The 19,898-nt window shown below is 70.8% G+C and carries 20 protein-coding genes; 13 read left to right on the top strand and 7 right to left on the bottom strand.

Annotation, left to right across the window (positions count from 1 at the left end; all coding sequences use genetic code 11):
- Position 1: 1 nt before the first annotated feature.
- Entirely contained in the window at positions 2-1,597 is a 1,596-nt protein-coding gene (locus AQJ84_RS33805) for a tetratricopeptide repeat protein (protein WP_225877335.1), read from the bottom strand.
- A gap of 92 nt (positions 1,598-1,689) precedes the next feature.
- On the opposite strand from AQJ84_RS33805, the gene AQJ84_RS33800 reads away from it, so the two are divergent.
- Positions 1,690-3,096, top strand: a complete 1,407-nt coding sequence (locus AQJ84_RS33800) for an FAD-binding oxidoreductase (protein ID WP_030042572.1) — start codon at positions 1,690-1,692, stop codon at positions 3,094-3,096.
- Between the two features lie 14 nt (positions 3,097-3,110).
- Here the strand turns inward: AQJ84_RS33800 and AQJ84_RS33795 are convergent, their stop codons facing one another.
- Positions 3,111-3,593: an SsgA family sporulation/cell division regulator gene (locus tag AQJ84_RS33795; RefSeq protein ID WP_030042571.1), complete on the bottom strand. Its 483-nt coding sequence runs from the start codon at positions 3,591-3,593 to the stop codon at positions 3,111-3,113.
- A gap of 242 nt (positions 3,594-3,835) precedes the next feature.
- Here AQJ84_RS33795 and AQJ84_RS33790 point away from each other — a divergent pair, with 242 nt between their 5' ends.
- Together AQJ84_RS33790 and AQJ84_RS33785 are read left to right on the top strand one after the other, a co-directional pair.
- Positions 3,836-5,560: an RDD family protein gene (locus tag AQJ84_RS33790; RefSeq protein WP_053191146.1), complete on the top strand. Its 1,725-nt coding sequence runs from the start codon at positions 3,836-3,838 to the stop codon at positions 5,558-5,560.
- A 164-nt stretch (positions 5,561-5,724) separates the two neighbouring features.
- Positions 5,725-6,378, top strand: coding sequence for an RDD family protein (locus AQJ84_RS33785; RefSeq protein WP_030042568.1), 654 nt, complete (start codon positions 5,725-5,727; stop codon positions 6,376-6,378).
- Positions 6,379-6,475: 97 nt separating this feature from the next.
- Here the strand turns inward: AQJ84_RS33785 and AQJ84_RS33780 are convergent, their stop codons facing one another.
- Positions 6,476-6,778, bottom strand: a complete 303-nt coding sequence (locus tag AQJ84_RS33780; protein WP_030042567.1) for a hypothetical protein — start codon at positions 6,776-6,778, stop codon at positions 6,476-6,478.
- A 400-nt stretch (positions 6,779-7,178) separates the two neighbouring features.
- Here AQJ84_RS33780 and AQJ84_RS33775 point away from each other — a divergent pair, with 400 nt between their 5' ends.
- Together AQJ84_RS33775 and AQJ84_RS33770 are read left to right on the top strand one after the other, a co-directional pair.
- Positions 7,179-9,512 (top strand): immune inhibitor A domain-containing protein, encoded by a 2,334-nt coding sequence (locus AQJ84_RS33775; protein ID WP_053191148.1) that lies wholly within the window; start codon positions 7,179-7,181, stop codon positions 9,510-9,512.
- A 133-nt stretch (positions 9,513-9,645) separates the two neighbouring features.
- The gene (locus AQJ84_RS33770) at positions 9,646-9,984 is read left to right on the top strand and encodes a hypothetical protein (RefSeq protein ID WP_030042566.1); all 339 of its coding nucleotides are present in this window, start codon (positions 9,646-9,648) and stop codon (positions 9,982-9,984) included.
- 49 nt (positions 9,985-10,033) lie between these two features.
- Here AQJ84_RS33770 and AQJ84_RS33765 read toward each other — a convergent pair whose 3' ends face one another.
- Together AQJ84_RS33765 and AQJ84_RS33760 are read right to left on the bottom strand one after the other, a co-directional pair.
- Entirely contained in the window at positions 10,034-10,621 is a 588-nt protein-coding gene (locus AQJ84_RS33765; protein ID WP_053191149.1) for an isochorismatase family protein, read from the bottom strand.
- 133 nt (positions 10,622-10,754) lie between these two features.
- Positions 10,755-12,101 (bottom strand): nicotinate phosphoribosyltransferase, encoded by a 1,347-nt coding sequence (locus tag AQJ84_RS33760; RefSeq protein WP_053191151.1) that lies wholly within the window; start codon positions 12,099-12,101, stop codon positions 10,755-10,757.
- 181 nt (positions 12,102-12,282) lie between these two features.
- Between AQJ84_RS33760 and clpS the strand changes: the two genes are divergently transcribed.
- The 7 genes from clpS (at position 12,283) to AQJ84_RS33730 (ending at position 17,060) form a co-directional block, all read left to right on the top strand.
- Positions 12,283-12,600: an ATP-dependent Clp protease adapter ClpS gene (clpS, locus tag AQJ84_RS33755; protein WP_030042563.1), complete on the top strand. Its 318-nt coding sequence runs from the start codon at positions 12,283-12,285 to the stop codon at positions 12,598-12,600.
- Between the two features lie 12 nt (positions 12,601-12,612).
- Entirely contained in the window at positions 12,613-13,218 is a 606-nt protein-coding gene (locus AQJ84_RS33750; RefSeq protein ID WP_053191153.1) for a DUF2017 domain-containing protein, read from the top strand.
- A 319-nt stretch (positions 13,219-13,537) separates the two neighbouring features.
- On the top strand, positions 13,538-14,959 hold the full coding sequence (locus tag AQJ84_RS33745) for an amino acid permease (protein WP_030042561.1): 1,422 nt from the start codon (positions 13,538-13,540) through the stop codon (positions 14,957-14,959).
- Between the two features lie 145 nt (positions 14,960-15,104).
- Positions 15,105-15,527: a Mov34/MPN/PAD-1 family protein gene (locus tag AQJ84_RS33740; protein ID WP_030042560.1), complete on the top strand. Its 423-nt coding sequence runs from the start codon at positions 15,105-15,107 to the stop codon at positions 15,525-15,527.
- Between the two features lie 79 nt (positions 15,528-15,606).
- On the top strand, positions 15,607-15,702 hold the full coding sequence (locus AQJ84_RS45015) for a putative leader peptide (RefSeq protein ID WP_019759525.1): 96 nt from the start codon (positions 15,607-15,609) through the stop codon (positions 15,700-15,702).
- 114 nt (positions 15,703-15,816) lie between these two features.
- Complete coding sequence (locus AQJ84_RS33735) at positions 15,817-16,095, top strand: MoaD/ThiS family protein (RefSeq protein ID WP_030042559.1); 279 nt, start codon at positions 15,817-15,819, stop codon at positions 16,093-16,095.
- A gap of 14 nt (positions 16,096-16,109) precedes the next feature.
- A complete protein-coding gene (locus tag AQJ84_RS33730; protein ID WP_030042558.1) occupies positions 16,110-17,060 on the top strand; it encodes a PLP-dependent cysteine synthase family protein in 951 nt (316 codons plus the stop codon).
- A 40-nt stretch (positions 17,061-17,100) separates the two neighbouring features.
- Here the strand turns inward: AQJ84_RS33730 and AQJ84_RS33725 are convergent, their stop codons facing one another.
- On the bottom strand, positions 17,101-17,562 hold the full coding sequence (locus tag AQJ84_RS33725; protein WP_030042557.1) for a type II toxin-antitoxin system PemK/MazF family toxin: 462 nt from the start codon (positions 17,560-17,562) through the stop codon (positions 17,101-17,103).
- Between the two features lie 215 nt (positions 17,563-17,777).
- Between AQJ84_RS33725 and AQJ84_RS33720 the strand changes: the two genes are divergently transcribed.
- Positions 17,778-18,530, top strand: coding sequence for an MBL fold metallo-hydrolase (locus tag AQJ84_RS33720; RefSeq protein ID WP_030042556.1), 753 nt, complete (start codon positions 17,778-17,780; stop codon positions 18,528-18,530).
- Positions 18,531-18,610: 80 nt separating this feature from the next.
- On the opposite strand, the gene AQJ84_RS33715 is transcribed toward AQJ84_RS33720, so the two are convergent.
- Complete coding sequence (locus AQJ84_RS33715) at positions 18,611-19,861, bottom strand: PTS transporter subunit EIIC (RefSeq protein ID WP_030042555.1); 1,251 nt, start codon at positions 19,859-19,861, stop codon at positions 18,611-18,613.
- Between the last annotated feature and the right edge of the window lie 37 nt (positions 19,862-19,898).

The following is a 19,898-nucleotide window of genomic DNA, read 5'->3' as shown; positions in this document are numbered from 1 at the left end:
CCTACTCGTCCGGCGCGTCCATCACCGGCAGCTTCCGCAGCGACGGCTCACCCAGCTGAGCGAGTGCCGCCCGGGCCGCCCGCGCCCGCGCCGGCGAGAAGTACGGGTTGATCCGCAGCGCCTCCTCCAGGTGCCGTCGCGCCGACCCGTGCCGCTTCAACTCCTTCTCGATCATGCCCCGGTGGTACATGTACAGGGCGCTGCGCACGCCCCCCTCCTTCGTCTTGTCGGTCGCCGTCACCGCGAACCGCAGCGCCTCCTCGTGCGCCCCGGCCCGGTGCAGCGCCCACCCCAGCGCGTCGGCCACCGCGATGCCCGGCTGCCGGGCCCACTCGGCCCGCAGCCGCCGTACCGCCGCCCGGGCGTCCCCGTGGTCCGCCTCGAACTGCCCCAGCACCAGCTCCTCGTCGGCCCCGTGCGAGGCGGCGGTGCGCACCCGCTCCCGCAGCAGGTCGTACTGCACCCGCGCGGCCTGCCTGAGCCCCAGGGTCTCGTACAACTCGCCCAGTTCCAGGGCGTACTGGGGGAGTGGCTGCCTGGCGAGGGCCACCCGGTAGGCGTTCAGTGCCTCCGTGGTCCGGCCCAGTGCCGCCAGCACCCGCCCCTGACCGGCCTGCGCGGCCCGCTGGTCGGGGTCGACGCGCACCGCCTCCTGGAAGTGCCGCAGCGCGTCCTCGCGGTCGCCGCGCTCCCACGCCAGCTGCCCGGCCCGCTCCAGATACGCCGCCCGCTCGGCCGGTGCCCGCGCCCCGGCCGCCGCGTCCGCGAGGGCGGCGGCGGCGTCCTCACGCCAGCCGTTGTCGCGGTAGACGGCGGCCGCGCGGGCCATCACGGCCGGCCCGGAACGCAGCTCCTGCAGCCGGTCGAGGGCCCCCTTGGCGGCCTTGTGGTCGCCGAGGCCGGTATAGGCGTCGATCAGCAGTGGATACGTCGTCCACCGCCCCGGTGCCGCCTTCCGGGCGGCCTCGGCCCACGTCCGCGCCGCCCGGAAGTCCCGGCGCGCGTTGGCGAGGGCCGCCAGGCCGCCGAGGGCCTCCGCGTTCCCGCGCGCGTCCACCTTGAGCGAGGTCCGCAGCGCCTGCTCGGCCCTCGGGTAGTACCCGGCGTCCGCGGTCCGCCGCCCCTGCTCGACAAACGCCGACCCGAGCACCGCCCACGCCCGCGCGTCCCGGGGATGCGCCCGCAGGTGGGACTCCCGGTCGTCGATCAGCGCCGCCAGGTCGGGCAGCGCGGCCGGCACCCCGGACGTGACCGCGCTCAGCGCCTGCGCCCCGGGGGCCGGCGCCGGAGCCCCCGTCCCCGCCCGCTCCCAGGGCAGCAGCGTCAGCACCCCGCCCAGCACGGCACACCCCGCGACAGAGGCGATCAGCGCGCGCCGGCTGATCCGCGGCCGCCGTACCGCGGCCCCCGTCTTCACTCCCGCCTTGGCCCCCGCTTCCGCCTCCGCGCCTGCCCCGGTCTCCGCGGTCTCCGCGCCTGCCCCGGTCTCCGCGGCCTGCGCGGTCTCCGCCGTCCGAGGGGGCTGCGGGGTCTGCTCCGCGGTCTGGTCCGGACTTTGCTCCCGGGGCGTCTCCGAAGCTTCCTGCTGCTTCTCCATGGCGCTCACTGTGCGTCAGTACGACGACCACACCCTGGCATGCGGCGGCTGCCGTACTCGGGGTTCACACCGATGGCCCCCGGTGCGACCCTGTGATCATGAGCCGTATCGAAGCGCCTCGCGACGAAGCGACCGGGAACCTCGTCGACCGTCTGCTCGGCGGTCTGCCCACCGAGGCCGTCCTCACCGACCCGGACGTCACGGCCTCCTACGCCAACGACATGGCCAGCTTCTGCCCGGCCGGCGCCCCGGCGGTGGTCGTGCTGCCGCGCACCGTCGAGCAGGTCCAGCACGTCATGCGCACCGCCACCGAACTACGCGTCCCGGTCGTCCCGCAGGGCGCCCGCACGGGCCTGTCGGGCGCGGCCAACGCCACCGACGGCTGCATCGTGCTGTCCCTGACGAGGATGGACCGCATCCTCGAGATCAACCCCGTCGACCGCATCGCCGTGGTCGAACCGGGTGTCGTCAACGCCACGCTCTCCCGCGCGGTCAACGAACACGGCCTCTACTATCCGCCGGACCCCTCCAGCTGGGAGATGTGCACGATCGGCGGCAACATCGGCACCGCCTCCGGCGGGCTGTGCTGCGTGAAGTACGGGGTGACGGCGGAGTACGTCCTCGGCCTCGACGTCGTCCTCGCCGACGGGCGGCTGATGTCCACCGGCCGCCGCACGGCCAAGGGAGTCGCCGGGTACGACCTCACCCGGCTGTTCGTCGGCTCCGAGGGCTCGCTCGGCATCGTCGTACGCGCGATCCTGGCGCTGCGGCCGCGGCCGCCCGAGCAACTGGTGCTGGCCGCCGAGTTCGCTTCCGGGGCCGCCGCCTGCGAGGCCGTGTGCCGGATCATGGAGGGCGGCCACGTGCCGTCCCTCCTCGAACTGATGGACCGCACGACGGTCAAGGCCGTCAACGACCTCGCCCACATGGGGCTCCCCGAGACCACCGAGGCCCTCCTGCTGGCCGCCTTCGACACCGCGGACCCGGCCGCCGACCTCGCCGCCCTCGGCGCGCTGTGTGAGGCGGCCGGCGCCACCCAGGTCGTACCGGCCGACGACGCCGCCGAGTCCGAACTCCTGCTCCAGGCACGCCGGTTGTCCCTCACCGCCCTGGAGGCGGTCAAGGGCACCACGATGATCGACGACGTGTGCGTGCCCCGGTCGAGGCTCGGCGAGATGCTCGAAGGGACCGAGCGGATCGCCGAGAAGTACCAGCTCACCATCGGGGTCGTCGCGCACGCGGGCGACGGCAACACCCACCCGACGGTCTGCTTCGACGCCCAGGACCCCGACGAGTCCCGGCGCGCCCGCGAGTCCTTCGACGAGATCATGGCGCTCGGCCTGGAGCTCGGCGGCACCATCACCGGTGAGCACGGTGTGGGCGTGCTGAAGAAGGAGTGGCTGGCGCGCGAGATCGGGCCGGTGGGCGTCGAGATGCAGCGGGCGATCAAGGCGGCGTTCGACCCGCTGGGCCTCCTGAACCCCGGAAAGCTCTTCTGACCCGCTCTTCCCGCTCACTCCCCGTCCTGGGACTCGTCCGACGGCCACGGGTCGCACAGCCACAGCTCGTCGTGACAGCCCGGAATCGGGGCGAGCAGCTCGGCCAGGCCGTCGTCGATACCGAGCTGTTCGGCCTCGGAGCCCGGGGGCACGGCCCGCAGCGTCCGCTCCAGCCAGGCCGACACCTGGGGCGTCGGGGCCTCCAGCAGGGCGTCGCCGTCGGGGGAGCTGAGCGCCATCAGCACGACACTGCGCCCCGCGACCTTCGTCGGCCACACCCGCACGTCCCCGTGCCCGCACGCCCGGAACACCCCCTCCACGAGGAGTTCGCGGGCGAACGTCCAGTGCACGGGATGGTCGGTGCCGATGTGGAAGGTGACGTGGACGGCGTAGGGGTCGTCGGAGCGGTAGCTCAGCCGGGCCGGGACCGGGATGCTGCGCTCGGGCGACAGGACGAGTTGGAGCTCCAGCTCCCGCTCCACCACGGTGAAATGCATGGCGTACGTTCCTCTCTCGCGCGCTTTCGCGCTCTCTCGTGGCGGGACCCGCGTCGGGCCCGTACGAGGAGAGAGGGAGTGGGGCCCCGAAGCATTACGCGGTTTTCCGGAACTTTTTTCCCGGCACTGTCACGAGGTTGCTCAAAAAGAGTGGGTCCGGTGGGACTGGCGGTGGGGGTTGCGCCGGTCTGATAGATGTGTAGCCCCCATATTCACCCCCGAGCAGATACGGGACGACGGACATGAGCGCCCCAACCCCGGCCCCCGGTGACGACAGGCCCCGCGACGGTTACTACCCGGACCCGTCCATTCCTGGATACGTCAGGTACTGGAACGGCGCTGCCTGGGTACCGGGCACCAGCCGCCCGGCACCGGCGGACGGCGAGCGGCTCGACCCGCCACCCGGCTCCCCGGCCGTGACGGCCTCCGGGCCGCCGCCGGTCGAGGAGACGGGCCCGCACTTCTTCGACGAGGACCCGGCCGGCCTGTCCGGCGGCCTGGCGTCCGGCGTGCCCGGACAGGCCGACGCCCAGCACGGCAGCCGGCCCGAGCCCGCGTCCGCCTGGGGTGCCGACCGGTCCCGGCAGTCGGGCTTCGGCGGAGACCAGGACCGCCGGGTCTCCTGGGGCTCGCCGCAGACGGCTCCGCAGGGCGCGCAGGGGGCTCCGCAGGGCGCCCAGCAGACCTCGGGTGCCCCGCAGGGCGCCGATCCGCGGCAGCCGCACGCCGCCGGGCCCGGCGATGCCCCGGCCCCGCCGGACGGTCGCTCGGCCCGTACGGACGGCACGGCGACGATCCCGCCCGCCGCGCCGGACCGGGAGGACGCGTCCGGCAACACGTTCGTCTTCCGCCGGGCCACGGCGGGCTCCGGTGAGCAGGCGGGAACTCCCGGCGTCCCGGGCCCCGGTGGCCCCCGCGGTGACGAGGGCACCATGACCTTCCGCGCGCTCTCCCCGCGCACGGCACAGCAGGGCGGGGCGGCCGGGGCGCAACGGGGGAGCACGGGCGCGGCCGACGCCGCCGCGGCAGGCCTCAGGCCGCAGCCCGCGGCCGGCTTCGAGGGCCGGTACCCGGCGAACGGCGGCCCGGGCGGAACCCCGCCCGCGGCCGGAGGTCCCGGACCCGCCGTGGCCGACGGCCCCGGAGCTCCCGGCTTCGGTGCCGGAAAGGCGGCCGCCCGGGCCGCGTCCGCGCAGGGGCAGGCAGGCGCGGGAGCCGCTCCCACCGCCCCCTCCGGCCCGCAGCAGACGCCTCCGGCGCCCGGTCCGCAGCAGACGGCCACCCCGAGCGTGCCCCACCAGCCCGGCGCACCCCAGCCCGCCGCTTCCGGCGGCACGCCGATGGCGAGCGGTGCCGGTGGCGGCCAGCCCTCCTGGGCGCAGCAGGTGCACCGGCTCGCGGGCGCCGACGAAGAGCAGCCGGTCACGCCGTGGAAGCCGCCGGTGGAGGACGTGTTCCAGGCGGCCGCCCGGCGTCAGTCGGAGGCCCGCCCGGCGAGCATGGGCAAGAGGCTGGCGGCCCGTCTGGTGGACACCCTGGTGCTCGGTGCCGTCACCGCCGGTGCCGCCGTGCCTCTTGGCGCCAGGGCCATCGACCACGTCAACGAGAAGGTCGAGGCGGCCAAGCTGTCCGGCGAGACCGTCACGGTCTGGCTGCTCGACGGCACGACGTCGGTGTACCTCGGCATCGTCCTCGCCGTGCTGCTGGTCTTCGGCGCCCTCTACGAGGCGCTGCCCACCGCCAAGTGGGGCCGCACCCTCGGCAAGAAGCTGCTCGGCCTGGAGGTGCGGGACATCGAGGGCCATGAGCCGCCGTCCTTCGGCGGGGCCCTGCGCCGCTGGCTCGTGTACAGCGTGCCCGGCCTGCTCGGCATCGGTGTGGTGGGCGTCGCGTGGTGCCTGTTCGACCGGCCGTGGCACCAGTGCTGGCACGACAAGGCGGCCCACACGTTCGTGGCGGTGGCCTGACGGAAGCACCGGCCGGGTTCCTGACGAGAACGGCCGACAACGGCCGACAACGGCCGACGGGCGGCGGCGAAGGGATGCCGTACGGCGTTCGTCGTAGATGATTCGGTCGCCCGGACGGCCGCTCGCCGGATGCGGAGTGGGGGCGTTCGCGGTCGACTCGGGCCATGAGCAGTGAACCGCCTCCCGGCTCCGGTCAGCAGCCACCGGAAGACGACCCGTTCAGGAAGCAGCCCCCGCCGGCCGGGGGCTCGGGATCGCCGTACGGCAGCGGGCCTCCGTACGGCGGTGGCGGCCCCTACGGCGGCGGTGACCCCTACGGGGGCGGGACCCCGTACGGCGGCGGCGGTCAGCCCGGCGACCCGCTGGCCGGCATGCCTCCGCTCGCCGACAGCGGCCGGCGCACACTCGCCCGCATCATCGACATGATCATCGTGGGCATCGTCGTGTGGCTGATCACCCTGGGCTTCGGCGTCAACGAGTACGACGTGGACGGCGACCAGATCGAGTACAGCAAGTCGCTCGGTCAGTCCCTGGTCGCCGCGGTGCTCTACATCGCCTACGACACCCTCATGATCGTCAAGTCCGGGCAGACGCTCGGCAAGAAGTGGCTGGGCATGCGGGTGGCCAACCTCGACAACGGGGCCACGCCGTCCGTGCAGAACACACTGATCCGCTCAGCGGTGCTGTGGATCCCGTTCGCGTTCTGCTGTGCCTGCATCTGGACCGCGATCTCGGGCGGCGTGAGCTTCTTCGACAAGCCCTACAAGCAGGGTCTGCACGACAAAGCGGCGAAGACGGTGGTGGTCAGCACCCGCTGAACCACCGGCCGGCCTCGCCGCCGGAAGACGTACGGACGAACACAACGCGCGGACGAACAGAACGTACGGACGAACAGAACGTACGGACGAACAGACCTCAGGACGCAGCGCGCTCGTGCACGGGCTGCTCGGACGCCAGTGAGGCGACGGAGGCCGGCACGGGCGCCTGTGCGGTCCGCGTGGCGGGGCGGTGCACCGCCACCAGGCGTGGCTTCGGCGTCGGGACGGTCATCGCGACCAGCAGCCCGAGAGCGAGCGCCGAGACTGCGATGATCGCGATCCCCACGCCCGAACTCGTCTGTGACAGCAGCAGCATGGCGAGCGTCGAGAAAATCACGGTGCACGAACCGTAGGCGAGCTGTGCGGCCGTCGGGCGAGGCGTGACAGTCGGACGAGGCATGGCAATCGTGTCCTCGGAAGTGGGGGTCCACGGGGGCGTCGGCCTGGCTTTCCGCCGATTTCAGGGCGTTCCGCCAGTCGACTCTAATCGGCTGCATGCCCGAGTGGAACGAACAGTAAGCGTGACCTGACCAACAGTGCCGGAGCACGGGGGGCGCACGGAGTCATGGTGTCCATCAGGTGGACGGAACCGCGCGCCCGTTCGAAGGCGGACCGGTGTTCGCAAAGCGAACACCGGCTCCGCATAGTGCAATTGACCTGTCCAAGTCAAGGTCTGTCTTTTCTTCCCAACCTCTAGTCAAATGACGTCACTTGACTACACGCGTTGACCACGCGCGCGCGGATCCCCCAGGCACCGGCCCCCCTCCTTCCGCGCGCCCGAACGCGGGGGAGGAATTCAAGTGACCAGCAGATCCTGGCAGTTCAGAACGGCGGCGGTCGCCGTGGCACTCGCCGCGGCCACCGCCACCTTCTCGACCTTCGCGGTCGCCCAGGCCGACCCGGCCGGCGCACCCGCGGCCGTCGACGGGCACGACCCGCAGCCGGCCAAGAGCAGGGAGCACGACCTCGACGGACCCCTGTCCCAGACGCAGGCGGCCCAGCGCGAGGAAGCGCTCGACCAGGTCATATCCGGTGCCGCCAAGGTGCGGGACCGCGACGGCTCGAAGGTCGTCAAGCTGGAGGGCGAGGACAAGTACGTCGAACTCGGCCGCGAGAAGACCGACAAGATCTTCACCATCCTGGTGGAGTTCGGCGACCAGGTCGACAGCCGCTACGGCGGCACCCCCGGCCCCCTCCACAACCAGATAGCCAAGCCGGACCGGGCCAAGGACAACAGCACGGCCTGGCAGGCGGACTACAACCAGCGGCACTTCCAGGACCTCTACTTCGGCACCGGCAAGAACACCGAGTCGCTGAAGAAGTACTACGAGAAGCAGTCCTCGGGCCGTTACTCGGTCGAGGGCAAGGTGACCGACTGGGTCAAGGTCCCCTACAACGAAGCCCGTTACGGCTCCAACGACGCGCCCACCGGCGCCTGGTATGCGGTGCAGGACGGCGTCAACGCCTGGGTGGCCGAGCGCGAGGCGGCGGGCGACTCCGCGGCCGAGATCAAGGCGGAGCTGGCCGAGTTCGACCAGTGGGACCGCTACGACTTCGACGGCGACGGCGACTTCAACGAGGCCGACGGCTACGTCGACCACTTCCAGATCGTGCACGCCGGCGAGGACGAGTCCGCGGGCGGCGGCGCGCAGGGCGAGGACGCCATCTGGGCCCACCGCTGGTACGCCTTCGGCACCGACTCCGGCTCCACCGGTCCCGACACCAACAAGCTCGGCGGCACCGAGGTCGGCGACACCGGCATCTGGATCGGCGACTACACGATCCAGCCGGAGAACGGCGGACTGGGCGTCTTCGCCCACGAGTACGGCCACGACCTGGGCCTGCCCGACGAGTACGACACCTCCGGCGGCGGCGAGAACTCCACCGGCTTCTGGACGCTGATGTCCTCCGGTTCCTGGCTCGGCACCGGCAAGGAGTCCATCGGCGACCTGCCCGGCGACATGAACGCCTGGGACAAGCTCCAGCTGGGCTGGCTCGACTACGACATCGCCGAGGCGGGCGTGAAGTCGAACCACACCCTGGGTGTGGCGGAGTACAACACCGAGAACCCGCAGGCCCTGATCGTGCAACTGCCCGACAAGACGGTCACCACCGAGGTGGTCGCCCCGGCACAGGGTGACAGCCAGTGGTGGAGCGGCAGCGGTGACGACCTGCGCAACACCCTGACGCGCTCGGTCGACCTGACCGGCAAGTCCGCCGCGAGCCTGACGCTCGACGGCTGGTGGGACATCGAGGCGGACTTCGACTTCCTCTACACCGAGGTCTCCACGGACGGCTCCAACTGGACGCCGATCGACGGCAAGCTGGCCGACGGCAGCGCCATCCCGCGCGACGGCAGCGACAAGCCCGCGCTCACCGGCACGGTGGAGTCGTACCAGAAGCTGACGTTCCCGCTGGACGCCTACGCGGGCCAGAAGATCAGCCTGCGCTTCCGCTACGCCACCGACGGCGGGGTGGCGCAGCAGGGCTTCGCGGCCGACGAGATCACGGTGACCGCCGACGGCGCGACCGTGTTCTCCGACAACGCCGAGTCCGCGGACGAGGCGTGGACGGCGAAGGGCTTCTCGCGCATCGGCGCGGCCATCACGGACGACTATCCGCAGTACTACATCGCGGAGAACCGCCAGTACGTGTCGTACGACAAGACCCTCAAGGTCGGCCCGTACAACTACGGCTTCTCGACGACCCGTCCGGACTGGGTGGAGCACTACGCCTACCAGAACGGCCTGTTGATCTGGAAGTGGGACACCTCGCAGGCGGACGACAACACCAGCCAGCACCCCGGTGAGGGTCTGATCCTGCCGATCGACTCCCACCCGGCCCCGCTTCGGTGGTCCGACGGCACGCTGATGCGCAACCGCATCCAGGCCTTCGACTCGACCTTCACCCGTCAGCAGACGGATGCGATCACGCTGCACAACGCGGACGTCGCGACGAAGATCAAGTCGCGGGTCGGGGTCCCGGTCTTCGACGACGGCACGTCGACGTACTACGACGCGTCGAACCCGCTGGCGGGCGTCAAGATCACTGACACCGATACCCGGATCAAGATCACGAAGGAGCCGGCGGACGGCTCGACGATCTCGGTCCAGGTGGGCCCCTCCGCGAAGTAGTCGGCATATTCGCAGGTCAGAAGCGTATCGGCGGCGACCCCCTGGCGGGTTGCCGCCGATCGTGTTTAGGTGCGTCCTGTGGTTGTCTTATTGACACTGATGTTGACGTCGACTCGCACGGGGGCATGACCGCATGGCCGCAGGAGGTTTTTGCAAGCTGCCGACCGGCAGCGTGGTGGTGGCACTGAACCTGCCCCGCCCCGCCGCCGACGGCACGGACTGCGTCCGTGTGCTGGTCCACGCCCAGAACCGGGCGCGCGCCCTGACCAGGCTGCGCAACCTGGGCATGCGCGCGGTCTACCTGCGGGGCAACGCCGCCCCGCCGACCCCGGACGAGATCACCGCGGTCCTGCACCACCCGGACGGCCTGATATGGCGCACGGCACCTGACCTCGGTGTCGGCCCGGAGCTGGTCCAGGAGCTGTGGCACCCCATCCGGGCCCTGCTGAGGCGGCCGGCGGCGTCGGCGTGAGCTGCGGCGGGCGTCGCACCGGCGGCGCCCCGCCCGCCTGCGCGGGGCCCTATACGACCGGCTTGCCGGTCAGCTCGACGCCCGCCCCGCGCATCTCCTCCAGGGCCCGTTCGGTGGTCTCCTCGGCGACCCCGGCGGTCAGGTCCAGCAGGACCTGGGTGCGGAAGCCCTCGCGGGCCGCGTCCAGCGCGGTGGCGCGGACGCAGTGGTCGGTGGCGATGCCCACCACGTCCACCTCCTCGACCTCCCGGGCCCTGAGCCAGTCCGCCAGCGGGACGCCGTTCTCGTCGGCTCCCTCGAAGCCGCTGTACGCCGCCGCGTACGCCCCCTTGTCGAAGACGGCGTCGATCGCGCCGGAGGCGACGGCGGGGGCGAAGTTCGGGTGGAAGCCCACCCCCTCGGTGCCGGCGACGCAGTGCGCGGGCCAGGAGTGGACGTAGTCGGGGTTGTCGGCGAAGTGGCCGCCGGGGGCGATGTGGTGGTCGCGGGTCGCCACCACGTGCTGGTAGCCGGAGCCGGCCGCCTGCCCGATCAGCTCGGTCACGGCGGCGGCCACATCGGCACCCCCGGCCACCGCGAGGCTGCCCCCCTCGCAGAAGTCGTTCTGCACGTCTACGACGATCAAGGCGCGGCGCATGGTCGGTGTCCTTCGGTTATGGACGACTGGGTCGTGGAAGGGGGTGCTGGCCCGGCCGGTGAACTTACGAGCCTATTGACTCGAAGGGCCGTTCGGGAGGGGGCGTTGCGGGGCGCATCGCGTCACTCCCGCTTTAGCTACCCGAGCGCCCGTGCGCGTACTCCGTCGGGATGACCGGTTCTCCGCGGGACAGCTGGGTCGCCGACAGCGGCAGGCCGGCGCGGGCCGCCGCGTGGCGGTCGCGTACGACGTCCAGCGGCTCGCGGGCCACGACCTCGCCGCCCTTGACGAGCTCGACCAGGAGCTGCCGGTCCGCCAGCTCGGCCGGTACCGGCCCGGTGCCGACGACCTCCGCCTCCGCGACCCCGTGGCTGTCGAGACGCCGCGCGGCCCACTTGCGGCCGCCGACGGACGTCTTGCCGCCGGACGACTTCTTCGCCACCGACACCAGCGGAGCCTTCGGGTCGGCGGACTCGGCGCGGGCGACCAGCTTGTAGACCATGGAGGCCGTCGGGTGCCCCGAGCCGGTCACCAGCTGGGTGCCGACGCCGTACGCGTCCACCGGCGCCGCCCCCAGCGAGGCGATCGCGTACTCGTCCAGGTCCGAGGTCACGATGATCTTCGTGTCCGTCGCCCCCAGCTCGTCCAGCTGCTGCCGCACCCGGTAGGCGACCAGCAGCAGGTCACCGGAGTCGACGCGCACCGCGCCCAGCTCGGGTCCGGCGACCTCGACGGCCGTGCGGACCGCCTCGGTGACGTCGTACGTGTCCACGAGCAGCGTCGTGCCCCGGCCCAGCGAGTTCACCTGGGCCTGGAAGGCGTCCCGCTCCCGGTCGTGCAGGAGGGTGAAGGCGTGGGCGGACGTGCCGACCGTGGGGATGCCGTAGCGGAAGCCCGCCGCCAGGTCGGAGGTGGTGGTGAAGCCGCCGACGTACGCGGCGCGGGAGGCGGCGACCGCGGCCAGCTCGTGGGTGCGCCGGGCACCCATCTCGATCAGCGGCCGGTCACCGGCGGCGGAGGCCATCCGGGAGGCGGCCGCGGCGATCGCCGAGTCGTGGTTGAGGATCGACAGGATCACGGTCTCCAGGAGCACGCACTCGGCGAAGGACCCCTCGACCCGCATGATCGGCGAGCCCGGGAAGTACACCTCGCCCTCGGGGTAGCCCCAGATGTCACCGGAGAAGCGGTAAGAGGACAGCCAGTCCAGGGTGGTGTCGTCGACGATGCCGCGCTCGCGCAGGAAGGCGAGGACGTCGGCGTCGAAACGGAAGTTCTCGACCGCGTCCAGGACCCGGCCGGTGCCCGCCACCACGCCGTAGCGGCGCCCGTCCGGCAGGCGCCGGGTGAAGACCTCGAACACGCTGCGGCGCTCGGCGGTCCCCGCTTTCAGAGCGGCCTGCAACATCGTGAGCTCGTACTGGTCCGTGAAGAGCGCCGTCGAGGGAACTTCCACCGGCAGTCCAAGGTCCGCTACATCCACGACAGCTCTCCTCGCCCATGACTCTCCGAGTGCCCCCGGGCCGGCCGGGGGCCCGGGGGTTGTCCCCGGTGTACGCCGCATGGCAGGAGATGCTACCCCCATTTCGTCACTCTGACGATTTCGGGTTCCCGTCGCCTCCGTCACACGTCGGTTTGTGCGACCACCCCCCTGCGGTGGCAGCATGGGCCATGTGACGTCACCCGCTCCCGTAGAGATCGAACGCACCGAGTCGGCGGAAGAGGTCTTCGCCGTCCCCGAGCCGGACGTCCCCTGGGTCACCATCGTGCACAACGACCCCGTCAACCTCATGAGCTACGTGACGTACGTCTTCCAGTCGTACTTCGGCTACACCAAGGACAAGGCCACCAAGCTCATGCTCGACGTCCACCACAAGGGCCGGGCGGTCGTCTCCAGCGGGAGCCGCGAGGAGATGGAACGCGACGTGCAGGCGATGCACGGCTACGGCTTGTGGGCCACCCTCCAGCAGGACCGGAAGTAGCGATATCCCCTGATGCCCGGACAATTCGAACCGCTCCCCGGCGGCGGCGCGGCCGTCGCGCTCGACGACGTCGAGATCTCCATCATCCGGTCGCTGGCCGTCCAGCTTCTGGAGCTCATCGGCCCGGGCCCCGCCGAGGACGCCTCCGACGACCCGCTCGCCGAGCTGTTCGCCGAGGGCCCGAGCGAGCCGCCCGCCGACCCCGTCCTGATGCGCCTCTTCCCGGACGCCTACAGCGACCCCGAGGGGACGCCGGGGCCCAGGGAGGCCGAGGAGCAGCGGGCGTACTCCGCCGAGTTCCGCCGCTACACCGAGAACGACCTGCGCTCCGGCAAGCGGGAGAACGCCCTCGCGGTGATCCGTGCCCTGAACGAGCTCAGCTCCGCGGCCGAGGGTGGCGGGGCGGTCCTCAAGCTCTCGCCGGAGCAGTCCCGGCAGTGGCTCGGCGCCCTGAACGACCTGCGCCTGGCGATCGGGTCCCGGCTGGACATCACCGACGAGGAGGACACCGACCTCCTCTACCGGCTGCCGGACGAGGACCCGCGCAAGCCGATGGTGATGGCGTACCTGTGGCTCGGCGGCCTCCAGGAGACGCTCGTGACGACACTTATGCCGTGACTTGTGAGGATGATGTGTTCGCTCAGCGGACGCTCAAATCCGGATAACGATCGCATCACCGCGACGGGCACCTATGCCCGTCGCGGTGTTCTTTGTCCGCTTCTTCTCGTGGTCTGCGTCACATGACGTACGGGTGATCAATATTGCGGGCGTGATAAATCTTCACGACCGCCCGGTGAACACCACCCATGTGCGCCGGGTGCGCCACCGAGCCGGCAGACCGTCGGCCAGGCAGAAAGCTCCATCAATCCGGGGGGATCGAGACCCGATCCGAGGCCGACGAGAGGCCCGGGTCGGAATGGAGAAAGGCGCACTACACATGACCTCACCGCAGGTCGAGGAGAAGACCTCCGAAGAGGGGTACGAGCGCGGGCTCGGCAGTCGTCAGGTCCAGATGATCGCGATCGGCGGCGCCATCGGCGTCGGCCTGTTCCTGGGCGCCGGGGCGAACATCGCCAAGGCCGGACCCAGCCTGATCTTCATGTACGCCCTCGCGGGCGTGATCATCTTCTTCATCATGCGGGCGCTCGGTGAGCTCCTGCTCTACCGCCCGGTCTCGGGCTCCTTCGCGGAGTACTCCCGCGAGTTCCTCGGTCCGTTCTTCGGCTACTTCACCGGCTGGACGTACTGGCTGATGTGGGTGGTGACCGGCATGGCCGAGCTCACGGCCGCCGCCATCTACGTCAACTACTGGTTCCCGGAAGTCCCCCAGTGGGTGACCGCACTGGTCTTCCTGGTGATCCTCTTCGGGGTGAACCTGATCTCCGTGAAGCTCTTCGGTGAGCTGGAGTTCTGGTTCTCGATGGTCAAGGTCACCGCCCTGATCGGCATGATCGTGATCGGCCTGGGCGTGCTCACGTTCGGCTTCAGCAGTGCCGGCGACACGGCGGCCGTCTCCAACCTCTGGGCCTTCGACGGCTTCTTCCCCAAGGGCGTCGGCTCGTCCCTGATGACCCTGCAGGGCGTCATGTTCGCCTACCTCGCCGTCGAGCTGGTCGGTGTCACGGCGGGCGAGTCCGAGGACCCGGAGAAGACCCTCCCCAAGGCGATCAACACCCTGCCCTGGCGGATCGCGCTGTTCTACGTCGGTGCCCTCACCGTCATCCTGTGCGTGGTCAAGTGGACCGAGTTCGCGCCCGGTGTCAGCCCCTTCGTCGCGGCCTTCGCGAAGATCGGCATCCCGGCGGGCGCGGCCATCGTCAACTTCGTCGTGCTGACCGCGGCCCTGTCCTCCTGCAACTCGGGCATGTACTCCACGGGCCGCATGCTGCGGAACCTGGCCGACAGCGGCGAGGCCCCCAAGGCGTTCAGCAAGCTGTCGTCGACCAAGACGCCCGCCTTCGGCATCTTCGTCTCCGTGCTCTTCATGGGCATCGGCGTGGTCCTCAACTACGTCGTCCCGGAGAAGGCCTTCGGCTACGTCACCTCGGTCGCCACCGCGGCCGGCATCTGGACCTGGCTGATGATCCTGGTCAGCCACGTCCTGTACCGCCGCGCGGTCGAGGCCGGCCGGCTGCCCGCCTCGTCCTTCCCGGCGCCGGGCGGCTCGAAGTGCAGCTACGTCGCCATCGTCTTCCTGCTCTTCGTCACCGGCCTGATCGCGTACGACGCCGACTCCCGCGTCTGCCTGTACGTGATGGCCGTCTGGGCCGCGGCCCTGGGCATCGGCTGGGCGATCCTCAAGAGCCGCAACCCCGAGGTCGCCGCCCGCGGAGACGAGCGGTTCGAGAAGGTCGGCTAGGACCCGTCCCGGCCGCACGATCCAGGACGTCCGGCCGCAGGGAGCACTCGTGGCGCTCCCTGCGGCAGCCGCTCAGGACGTCCGGCATGTGGGCCGCCCGTACCATCCCTCGGTACAGGCGGCCCCTTTGCTTATCCTGACCAGCATGCTGACCATCACCCAGGCCCTGTACGACCAGATCGTCGCCCACGCGCGCGAGGACCACCCCGACGAGGCGTGCGGCGTGGTCGCGGGCCCGGAGGGCGCGGGCCGCCCCGAGCGCTTCGTCCCGATGCTGAACGCCGCCCGCTCGCCCACGTTCTACGAGTTCGACTCGCAGGATCTGCTCAAGCTCTACCGCGAGATGGACGACCGCGACGAGGAGCCGGTGGTGATCTACCACTCCCACACGGCGACCGAGGCCTACCCGTCCCGCACCGACATCTCCTACGCCAACGAGCCCGGCGCGCACTACGTCCTGGTCTCGACGGCGGACACCGACGGGGCCGGCGACTTCCAGTTCCGCTCCTTCCGGATCGTGGAGGGCGAGGTCACGGAGGAGGAGGTCACGGTGGTGGAGTCGTACTGATCTCACTGTTCGGTTGGAATGTGTCCGGAATGCGAGATCACACCCCGGACCCCCGAGCGGGAATCGATACGATGAGCCCATGGTTTCCCACGACGTGAGCGAGAAGACGCCGGGCATGCTGCTCGTGGCGCGGCTGCACGTCGACCTGTGCAGGCTCGCCAGCGCCATCTGTTGACGCTGCCCTGCCGCCGTACGGCCGAGGGCCGCGGCGCCTCACCCTGCAATACCCGCCCCAGCTGCGCTGCCGCGCGCCCACCGACCTGACCACTTCCGACAGGAGCCCGCAACCATGGCCATCGAGGTCCGCATCCCGACCATCCTCCGCCAGTACACCGACGGCCAGAAGGCCGTGGAGGGCACCGGGGACACCCTTGCCGAGCTCTTCACCGACCTCGAGACCCGGCACGCGGGAATCCAGGCCCGCATCGTGGACGGCGGCGAGCTGCGTCGCTTCGTCAACGTCTACCTGAACGACGAGGACGTCCGCTTCCTCGACGGCATCAACACCAAGCTCGCCGACGGCGACAACGTGACGATCCTGCCGGCCGTCGCCGGCGGCATGGTCTGAGGCCCCGGCCACCGATGCGTTACGACTCCCCGCTGGCCGCGGTGGGCAACACCCCTCTGGTGCGCCTGCCGCGGCTCTCGCCGTCCGCCGACGTCCGTATCTGGGCGAAGCTGGAGGACCGCAACCCGACCGGCTCGGTCAAGGACCGTCCCGCCCTGCACATGATCGAGCAGGCGGAGAAGGACGGCCGGCTGACCCCGGGCTGCACGATCCTCGAACCCACCTCCGGCAACACCGGCATCTCCCTCGCCATGGCGGCCAAGCTCAAGGGCTACCGCATGGTGTGCGTGATGCCCGAGAACACCTCGCAGGAACGCCGTGACCTGCTCGGCATGTGGGGAGCCGAGATCATCTCCTCGCCCGCCGCCGGCGGCTCCAACACCGCCGTCCGGGTCGCCAAGGAGCTCGCCGTGGAGCATCCCGACTGGGTGATGCTCTACCAGTACGGCAACCCGGACAACGCCGGCGCCCACTACGCCACCACCGGCCCGGAGATCCTCGCCGACCTGCCATCCGTCACCCACTTCGTCGCGGGCCTGGGCACCACCGGCACCCTGATGGGCGTCGGCCGCTACCTCCGCGAGAACAAGCCGGACGTGAAGATCGTCGCCGCCGAGCCCCGCTACGACGACCTGGTCTACGGCCTGCGCAACCTCGACGAGGGCTTCGTACCGGAGCTGTACGACGCGTCCGTCCTGACCACCCGCTTCTCCGTCGGCTCGGCGGACGCGGTCACCCGCACCCGCGAGCTCCTCCAGCAGGAGGGCATCTTCGCGGGCGTCTCCACCGGCGCCGCCCTGCACGCCGCGATCGGCGTCGGCAACAAGGCGCTCAAGGCCGGCGAGAGCGCGGACATCGTGTTCGTCGTCGCGGACGGCGGCTGGAAGTACCTCTCGACGGGCGTCTACACGGCGGCCACGACGGAGGAAGCGATCGAGACCCTGCAGGGCCAGCTCTGGGCGTGACGAAACCCGCGGCCGACGCGCCAGGAGGTGTCCGCACCCCCTAGTCGGCCAGGTGGCGGACCTGGTCCCACAGGACCGGGTCCACCACCCCCACCTGCCGCCGGAAGTCCCGCACCGGCACTTCACGCAGCTCGTCCGTCTCCAGGAAACTCGCCCGGCCACGGGCATCGCCGACGGCACCCGGCGGCAGCGGGATCACCCCGGCCCGCTCGTCGTGGTACTTGCTGGTGATCTTCGCGACGGTCGCCCGGTTCCCGTGCACCACCAGCACCAGACAGGGCCGGTCCTTGCCTCCCGGGCCGTCTTCGAAGGGCACGTTCGCCCACCAGATCTCCGCGGGCCGCGGCCGCGCCGCGCCGCGTCCGCGCGGCCCCGTCGGGCGCCCCGGCGGCCGGGTCCGCCGTCCCGCGGGACGCCGGCCGCGTCCCCAGCCGTCGACGAGCGTGGCGACCAACGCGAGCAGCACCAGCGCCACGAGCGCGAGCCACCAGGACGTATCCATGGGCATGACGTTACCGGCGTGCGATCCCGGCTGCGCGCCCTTCCTCGCGCCCCGCACGCCTTCGGTCCAGCCGAACCGGTGACAGCGCAGGTGAGTTCGCCCACAACAGCCCCTGGTGGAGGAGCGACCGGGAGTTTTGCGCCTTACGCTCGACAAACCGCACGACCCCCGTTTCCTTCCCAGAAAAGTTTCCCGCCCGCGGAGGTTTCTGCTTTATGAAGCTCACCGTCGTCGGCTGCTCGGGGTCGTTCCCGTCCGCGGAATCGGCCTGCTCGAGCTACCTCGTCGAGGCCGACGGCTTCCGGCTGCTTCTCGACATGGGCAACGGTGCCCTTGGCGAGCTGCAGCGCCACTGCGGTCTCTACGACCTCGACGCGATCTTCCTCAGCCATCTGCACGCCGACCACTGCATCGACATGTGTGCGTACTTCGTCGCGCGCTACTACCGCCACGACGGCGGCCGCTGCGACCCGATCCCCGTCTACGGGCCCGAGGGCACGGAACACCGGCTGACCACCGCCTACGCGGACACCCCCACCGCCTCCTCCATGAGCGAGGTCTTCGACTTCCACACGGTCAAGCCGTCCACCTTCGAGCTCGGCCCGTTCACGGTCCACACCGACCGCGTGGCGCACCCGGTGGAGGCGTACGGCATCCGCGTCGAGCACGCCGGGAAGTCGCTGACGTACTCCGGCGACACCGGCCTCAGCCCGGCCCTGGACGAACTCGCCCGCGACACCGACCTGTTCCTGTGCGAGGCCGCCTTCACGCACGGCAAGGAGAACATCCCCGACCTGCACCTCAACGGCCGCGAGGCGGGCGAGACGGCGACCCGGGCAGGAGCCCGCCGCCTGGTCCTCACCCACATCCCCCCGTGGACCGATCCCCAGGTCAACCTGGCCGACGCGCGCGCGGTGTACGACGGTCCGGTGGAGCTGGCGACGCCGAGCGTGTCGTACGAGATCTGACGCCGGAGCGTGCACGAAGGCCCCGGAACCTTCCCGGTTCCGGGGCCTTCGTCATGCCGTACGGCCTGTGTGGGGGGGCCTCACGCCTTGGTGAGGTCCTCGACCTCCTCCTCGGGCTCGCGGCCCGGGGTGGGGAGGTCGAACTTGGTGATCGCGAAGCGGAAGAGGGTGTAGTAGATCGCCGCGAAGACCAGACCGATCGGGATGATCAGCCATGGCTTGGTGGCCAGGGTCCAGTTCAGCCCGTAGTCGATGGCACCCGCGGAGAAGGTGAAGCCCGCGTGGACGCCGAGCGCCCAGGTGACGGCCATGGAGACGGCGGTGAGGACCGCGTGGATCGCGTACAGCACCGGGGCGATGAACATGAACGAGAACTCGATCGGCTCGGTCACACCGGTGATGAACGAGGTCAGCGCGAGCGAGACCATCATGCCCATCACGGCCTTGCGGCGCTCGGGACGAGCGGCGTGGGCGATCGCGATCGCGGCGGCCGGCAGACCGAACATCATGATCGGGAAGAAGCCGGACATGAACTGACCGGCCGTCGGGTCACCGGCGAAGAAGCGGTTCAGGTCACCGTGGACGATCTCGCCCGCCGCGTCCTTGAAGTCGCCGAGCTGGAACCAGGACACGGTGTTGACGAACTGGTGCATGCCGATGGGGATCAGCGCGCGGTTGATCAGGCCGAACAGGCCCGCACCGACGGCGCCGAGACCGGTCATCCACTCGCCGAAGTCGGCGATGACCTCACCGATCGGCTCCCAGACCAGGCCGAAGAAGACGCCCATCAGGGTGCCGACGAAGGCCATGATGATCGGCACCAGCCGGCGGCCGTTGAAGAAGCCGAGCCAGTCCACCAGCCTGGTGCGGTGGAAGCGCTGCCACAGCACGGCGGACAGCAGACCCATCAGGATGCCGCCGAGGACACCGGGGTTGTTGTAGGTCGCGGCTATGTCCGCGCCGGCCTGGACCTTGGCCTCGGTGACCGGGAAGGCCTTCAGGACGTTGCTGTAGACCAGGAAACCGACCAGGGCGGCCAGCGCCGTCGAGCCGTCCGACTTCTTGGCGAAGCCGATCGCGACACCGATGCAGAACAGCATCGGCAGGTTGTCGAAGATCGCGCCACCGGCGGTGGCGAACACGGCCGCGACCTTGTCCCAGCCGAGGCCGTCCTTGCCGAACACGTCGGGCTGGCCGAAGCGCAGCAGCAGCCCCGCCGCCGGCAGTACGGCGATCGGGAGCTGGAGGCTGCGGCCGACCTTCTGCAGGCCCTGGAACAGTCCGGAACCCCGCTTCTTCGCGGGGGCCGCCGTTGCGGTGGCGGAGCTCATACTTCCTCCATCGGGTGGTGGTCTACACCACTCAGTG

Origin of the sequence: Streptomyces resistomycificus (assembly GCF_001514265.1) — a bacterium.
Classification (GTDB): domain Bacteria; phylum Actinomycetota; class Actinomycetes; order Streptomycetales; family Streptomycetaceae; genus Streptomyces; species Streptomyces resistomycificus.
The sequence above is the reverse complement of the archived record's forward strand: the minus strand, read 5'-3'. Positions and strand labels throughout refer to the sequence as shown.